Origin of the sequence: Streptococcus mitis (genome assembly GCF_002096925.1) — a bacterium.
Classification (GTDB): Bacteria; Bacillota; Bacilli; order Lactobacillales; family Streptococcaceae; genus Streptococcus; species Streptococcus mitis_AF.
Genome location: NZ_NCVN01000036.1, coordinates 1 through 6,554, shown reverse-complemented (window position 1 = coordinate 6,554; position 6,554 = coordinate 1). Strand labels below are relative to the sequence as shown.

The window sequence follows — 6,554 nt, the reverse complement described above, 5'->3', positions numbered from 1 at the left end:
AACACCGAGGGAACGCCCGACACGCGCAATAGATACCAACTTCTTGATAAAGTCGGGCTGGTTAACCTTGAGCTCTGCAAACTCATCTGAGATGAGGAAAAAGCTTTAATTCATTATACCATAAGAGAGATATTATAAGAAAACTGAATACATTATGGAATAATAAAAAGAAAACCACCTGAAAATAATCCAGGTGGATATTCAAATATTATAGAAGTGAACACTTTTTAGTATATCTGAGTAATTAACTGTCCCCAAAGCAGTCATCAATCACATGACTGACATTACCCATGAGATTTGTCATTTCTCCAAGTTTATATCCCAACGCCTGTACCGCAGCACCCGATGCCAGACTCTCTAAATCACTCTTGAAATTTGTAAACCGAATCTGCAAAGATTTCACAACTGCACCAACTGCTTTTTGAGCACGAACAACACCTTTCAATTCAGCTGCTCCATAAAATGCATCCTCCATCCCATTCCTGAACGCAGGCTTGAAACCTCCCAACATCGACACAACTAGATTTATTGTTGTAGCTGCTGTGGTCAAATCTATATCCAAAATATCAATATCTGAAGCAGCTGTTCGAATTGTACCCGATATTGAAATCTCGGACTCCACAGTACCATAAAACTTTTTATCGTCCTTATCGTCAAATTTATTCTTATAATAAATTTCAGTAGGAAAATCATTGATAAGATCTTTTAAATTATCTCTTGAGGTATTTATAACTTTATTCGTGTTTTGAATATAGCTTTTTGCACTATCTAAATAACTGCTAAAAGACGTAGACATCTGATTTGCTAGATCCTCAGCCCTCACATCTATCTGATCATCAAAAGCACTAATAACATCACGATCATCAAATATTCCACTTTCTTCTAAGTAGGTATTATAATCCTGAGAAACACTAGTATTAACATCTGGAACCGAACTAAAATCTAGGTCATCAATATTTCTCGCCAAGCCTCTATCTGTTTCTTCTAAAGCAGTTTTGATAATTTCGGCTACGGAGATAGTATAGGAAATGCAAGAAATGATTGTCTTAATGTTTTGTTCCAGTACTTTTAAAATTTCATTCACAGCTTGTGGTATTCCATCGCCAAAATGGGAACGCTTATCTAATCCTGTCGTGCTTTTTTCTATCATTCCTTCAAACGAATTGACTAGTTCTGCACCTCTTACACCCAAGTAAGTAGAGGTAGCTGATTCAGCCCAAATATTACCTTCAGATTTACCTTTTGAAGTCATTTTATGTACTTCAATATCAAGAAGAGTCAACTCACTATTAAACTTTGCACTATATAATTTTGATGCAATTGCTCCATGGTCAAAATTATTTCCATTACTATCAAAATAGTCGTTTAGGCCACTAAAACCGAACCAGTCAAAATTCCTAGAGAAATCATAGGGATTATATGCATTAAGTGTTTTAAACGTTTCTTTCATGCCATCATAATTACTGAAAGCATTATCTATCTTTTGAATAGCTTCAATCAAACTAATTGATTGTAAATGCTGGAAGACGGCTTCTTTTAGATTGTTTGTACGACTCGACAAATTATTCATAACATTTTCATTTGCCTGACTTGTACGTTTAACTACTTCTAACAAGTCTTCCGCATGTCTTAAACTGGCGTTCAGATTTGTAATCAAAGTCATCATAGAGGTCGTGTCTAAGCGAATTTCTTTTGAGTCACCATACTTTTTCAACAAATCTCGAGTTGTTGTATTCTCTGGAGTCACTGCAAAATCTAATAAACTATCGCCATCTATATCAACCGCAAATAACTGTTCTAAAACTACTTGCTTTGTATATTCCATAGCTTCAGCATTTTCTCTGTACTTCGTCATATTATGATGAATCGGTAGATCAATCGCAACAACATTGCCAGGATACTTGGTTTCCCTTGTGATTCCCAAAAATTTTAGCACTAACCAAGTGTTGTTATCCAACAGTGTTTCTGCAACACTATTATCCAGCGCCTGTCCTCCAAATGAAATCTCTTTCCCATCCTGAGCCCAAGCAATATTCGTTAATGTATCTCGAGTTGTAGAAAACGTCACAGAGTAACCCTTGTAATTCTTCCTCAACGCTTCAATTCGTTCTGCTTCTTCTTTAGCAGCTTTCAAAGTCTCAGGAGAAGTATCTTTTAAATGAGACAGATAATCCCAATACTGCCTAAGAACGGCATCGTCTGGAAGTTTAACTGTATTTTTCTTAAAACCAAAAGTCATCCTAGTTATCCCGAAATTCGCTGCATTAGCTTTCGCCTCTAATTTTTGTTTGAACTCTTCAAAATTGTTACTCTTACCAATAACGTCTACATACCAAGCAGCATCTCTATCTGCCACCATCTCGTTAGCAGTCTTACCGTTTACCGACTGAGGAGCACCTTGATAGCCAAAATTATAGGGGACTTGTCTCTCCATGGCTGTCCTTCCAGCCTGAAATTCTCCATAAGAATGGCCAGTAGTTGTGCTAATATAGTGTCCACTCGCCTCCACTCTATCATAAAAATCAAGGGCAGGTTTGTTTTTTTCTTTTAAGTACAAGGTGTCATTTAAGGCAATGGCAAGGTCTACAATAGGATCCTTATGCCCGTCAGCACCCATGTTAGTCCCAGCGTAGGCGATATAGGTCTCACCTGTCATCGTATCTTTAACCGCAATTGCAGCAACACCTGAATCTTTATCATACATGGAATCTACGATATCATAGCTACTTTCATCAATACCAGCTTTATCTAAGACAGCTTTAGCTTCTCCGATTGGATTATCTCCACCACTTGTGTAATCCTGCTCATAATCGTACACTGCATCTGATAATACAGCCGACATTTCCACCCGACGGTTGCTCTTTTCAATTTCGTTCATACGCCATTCTCCCTATTTTTCAAATATTCTTAAATCTATTTGAATTGACTTATCCATCGATTTCATTTGTATAGAAATCCGATAAATACTTCCACTGGAGTGTTTGATTCTTACTCGACAATTGGTGTCTTCTGGAAAATCATACTTGTTTTTTAAAGTTTTAAAGAGTTCAGAATGATTCTCTGGCTGGTAAATAATTTCAAAAAGCTCTGTTTCCGGACTCTTAAAAGTCTCTTTTACATCTAAAGAAGCGAAATATTCTCTTTTAACAACTAAATTGAGAATTTCCTCATCAAACAAAGGTTCTAACTTCGATTCGTACTGTAATCTCCCATTAGAGTAAGTAACAGGAACTGTTTCTTTAGTATCCCCAAGTGTTATTGTGTAATTACCTTTAATGTCCGCTATAGTAGTATCTAAATTAACTTCATAATTCTTTACGTCGTCTCCAACTGTTACATAAACACTACTTTGATAAGCTTCTAACCCATTAAACTCTTTCTTGTCTTTTTCCAAGAATTCAAACATAGGCTCAAATTTTTTTTCAAATTCATACTGTTCTTTTGTTCTATTTTTTGGAATGGTTTCACCACCCAAACTACATCCAGTCAACGATGCTGCTGTCATAAGTATAACTCCTCCTATCAGTAAGCATAAAATTATTTTTATTTTTTTCATCTTTCTTTACTCCGCGATTATGATGTTCACTATTGATATGTGATTGCGCCTTTAATCAATCATTTAGCGCATCAATGCCTTAATCTTAATGTATATACTCTCACAAACAAAATAATGAACTTGATTTTCTAACATAGTCTCTCTTAGAGGTTTCTTTGCGACGGGTACAACGTTTTGGTCATTGAGCCTCATGCTAATCAAAGCTTGTTTGAAACTTTTTGCTAGGCGTAACGGATCCCCAATATTATGTTAACTTTGAATTCTTCAAAATTATTACTATTAGCAACAACTTCCCTATACCAAGCAGCGTCACCATCCGCAACCATCTCTTGAGCAGTCTTACCGTTTACCGACTGAGGAGCACCTTGATAGCCAAAATTATAGGGGACTTGTCTCTCCATGGCTGTCCTTCCAGCCTGATATTCTCCATAAGAATGGCCAGTAGTTGTGCTAATATAGTGTCCATTCGCCTCCACTCTATCATAAAAATCAAGGGCGGGTTTGTTTTTTTCTTTTAAGTACAAGGTGTCATTTAAGGCAATGGCAAGGTCTACAATAGGATCCTTATGGCCATCAGCACCCATATTGGTTCCAGCGTATGAGATATAAGTCTCCTTTGTCAGATCATCGTAAACAGCAATAGCAGCAACACCCGACCCTCTATCATACATAGAGTCTACGATTTTATAACTACTACTATCCACGCCAGCATCATCCAAAACCCCTACAGCCATCTCTGTTGGATTTTTACGACCAGCAGTATAGGCTACTTCGTATTTATATACAGCATCAGATAAGACGGCTGACATTTCAACTCGACGGTTACTTTTTTCAATTTCATTCATTGATTATCCTCCCGTTGTTTAAATATAGTTAAATCTATTTGAACAGCCTCATCCTTAGATTCCATTAGTATTGAAATTCCATAGATTGTTCCACTAGAGTAATCTAATATTATTCGACAGGTCGTATCTTCTGGCATATCGTACTTATTTTTAAGATATTTATAGAGGTCAGAATGATTTTCAGGCTGGTAGATAATATCGCTCAATTCAGTTTCAGCACTCTTAAAGGTTTCTTTTATATTCAAGGAAGCGAAATAATCTCTTTGTACTACCAAATTAAGAATTTCTTCATCATATAAAGGAGTTACCTCCGACCCATAATTTAACTTCCCATTAGAGTAAGTAACTGGAACTGTTTCTTTATTATCCCCAATTTTTATTGTATAGTCACCCTTAATGTCAGATTGGCTAGTATCTAATAATACTTTATAATCCTTTACTACGTTTCCACTCTCTATATAAATACTATTTTTGTAAAGCTTTAATCCATTAAACTCCTTCTTGTCTTGCTCTAAAAATTTAAACATGGGCTCAAACGTTTTTTCAAATTCGTACTGTTCTTTTGTCCTGTTTTTGGGAATGGTTTCACCACCTAAACTACATCCATTCAATGACGCTACTGCCATAAGCATAATTCCTCCTATCATTAGCCATAAAATTATTTTTATTTTTTTCATCTTTCTTTACTCCGCGATTATAATGTTCACTATTGATTCGTGATTGCGCCTTTAATCAATCATTTATCGCATCAATGCCTTAATCTTAATGTATGTACTCTCACAAACAAAATAATGAACTTGATTTTCTAACATAGTCTCTCTTAGAGGTTTCTTTGCAACGGGTACAACGTTTTGGTCATTGAGCCTCATGCTAATCAAAGCTTGTTTGAAACCTTTTGCTAGGCGCAACGGAGCCTCTATATTACGAGAAATACTTTGGTTCGTAATAACAATTGAAGCAAAGCCTGCTAGTAAACCTTGTTTAAAGATAAACTCTAGTCTCTTTTGTGCTACAGGTGTTAAATTCCCAATTATTTCTGTGATATTATAAAGAACAACGGTAACTACATGTTTCTTTAATCCTTCTTGATGTCGTTTATGAAGTTCCGATTCAAGAAGCTCTAGCCTATTTTCGATGTTTTGTATCTCATCCTCATAAATGACTTCTTCCCCAAATCTCTCAAGATTGAGTTTAGAAAGTTTCGGCGCCAAGACGATGACCTTCTGTTTCCCTTTGGTAATGTGTTTCACCAAGGCCACCATCTGCTCTTCTTTATCTGTTAGGTAGAGAAGATTGCCTTTAGCCAGATTCCAAGTAACGGGCTCAACTGTATCCAAGTCAAGTCCTAATGGCACGAGACCGTGTTCATAGGCAGTCTGCACGCTGGCTCGACTATAGAAGTCAGTCTCTGTCAACTCCTCCGGTACCATCGGGATGGCACTTGGGCGCTGGCCTGTCCAGGCTTCTTGGAGGGAAGCCACTTCCTGACATAGGTTGTTGAGTACTTGGGTGTCGTTGGCTCCAGAGACTGGGAGTGCCAGCTGGATGACATCCACGTCTTCACGCTTCATGAGAGCCCGTCCCTTGATGTCTTCCATGGTCATGGCAAGGGGTGTAGAGCCCACAATCGTCCGCACTTCACTAGCTTCATTTTGTGGTAGGCTCAACTGGTGCTTGAAGTTCGAATAGAGTTGAGCACGAAGGTTGGACTGGCGACCCGCTGTCATCAAGAGATGTACCCCAATGCTGAGACCTTCACGAGAGATGCGCACCAAGAGCTTGAAGAGTTCTGCCTCATAGGCTTCTTCCTTGAAGGCTTCATAGCTATCTAAGAGGACGACAATAGCCGGTTCTTCCTGACCACTAGCCTGACGATAGAGTTCCAAGGTCCCAACTCCATAGTCCGCAAGGAGTTTCTTACGACGGTTGAGTTCTTTCTCCATGATTCGTACAAACTTAGAGATCTTCTCCGTTTGGTCCAGAGACATGGTATCCGCTACCTGAGGAAGCTTAGACAATGGAGCCAAACCATTGGTCCCAAAGTCCATCAAGTACATAGTAAGGTCCTTAGGACTGAACTTACGAGCCAAGTCCATACCTGCAGACTGAAGGAAGGTTGTCTTTCCGGTACCCGGACTTCCATAGAGAAGGAC

At 38.1% G+C, this 6,554-nt stretch carries 5 protein-coding genes; all 5 read right to left on the bottom strand.

Annotated elements, in window-relative coordinates:
- Positions 1-244: 244 nt before the first annotated feature.
- Positions 245-2,878, bottom strand: a complete 2,634-nt coding sequence (locus B7692_RS06400; protein ID WP_084930245.1) for an SA1320 family protein — start codon at positions 2,876-2,878, stop codon at positions 245-247.
- A 12-nt stretch (positions 2,879-2,890) separates the two neighbouring features.
- On the bottom strand, positions 2,891-3,556 hold the full coding sequence (locus B7692_RS06395) for a hypothetical protein (RefSeq protein ID WP_084930244.1): 666 nt from the start codon (positions 3,554-3,556) through the stop codon (positions 2,891-2,893).
- Positions 3,557-3,777: 221 nt separating this feature from the next.
- The gene (locus tag B7692_RS06390; protein WP_084930243.1) at positions 3,778-4,401 is read right to left on the bottom strand and encodes a hypothetical protein; all 624 of its coding nucleotides are present in this window, start codon (positions 4,399-4,401) and stop codon (positions 3,778-3,780) included.
- Positions 4,398-5,027 (bottom strand): hypothetical protein, encoded by a 630-nt coding sequence (locus tag B7692_RS06385; RefSeq protein WP_419991800.1) that lies wholly within the window; start codon positions 5,025-5,027, stop codon positions 4,398-4,400. The genes B7692_RS06390 and B7692_RS06385 overlap by 4 nt, the downstream gene beginning before the upstream one ends.
- A 114-nt stretch (positions 5,028-5,141) precedes the next feature.
- Positions 5,142-6,554 (bottom strand): FtsK/SpoIIIE domain-containing protein (locus tag B7692_RS06380; protein ID WP_275655656.1); only part of this gene is annotated, 1,413 nt, incomplete at its 5' end.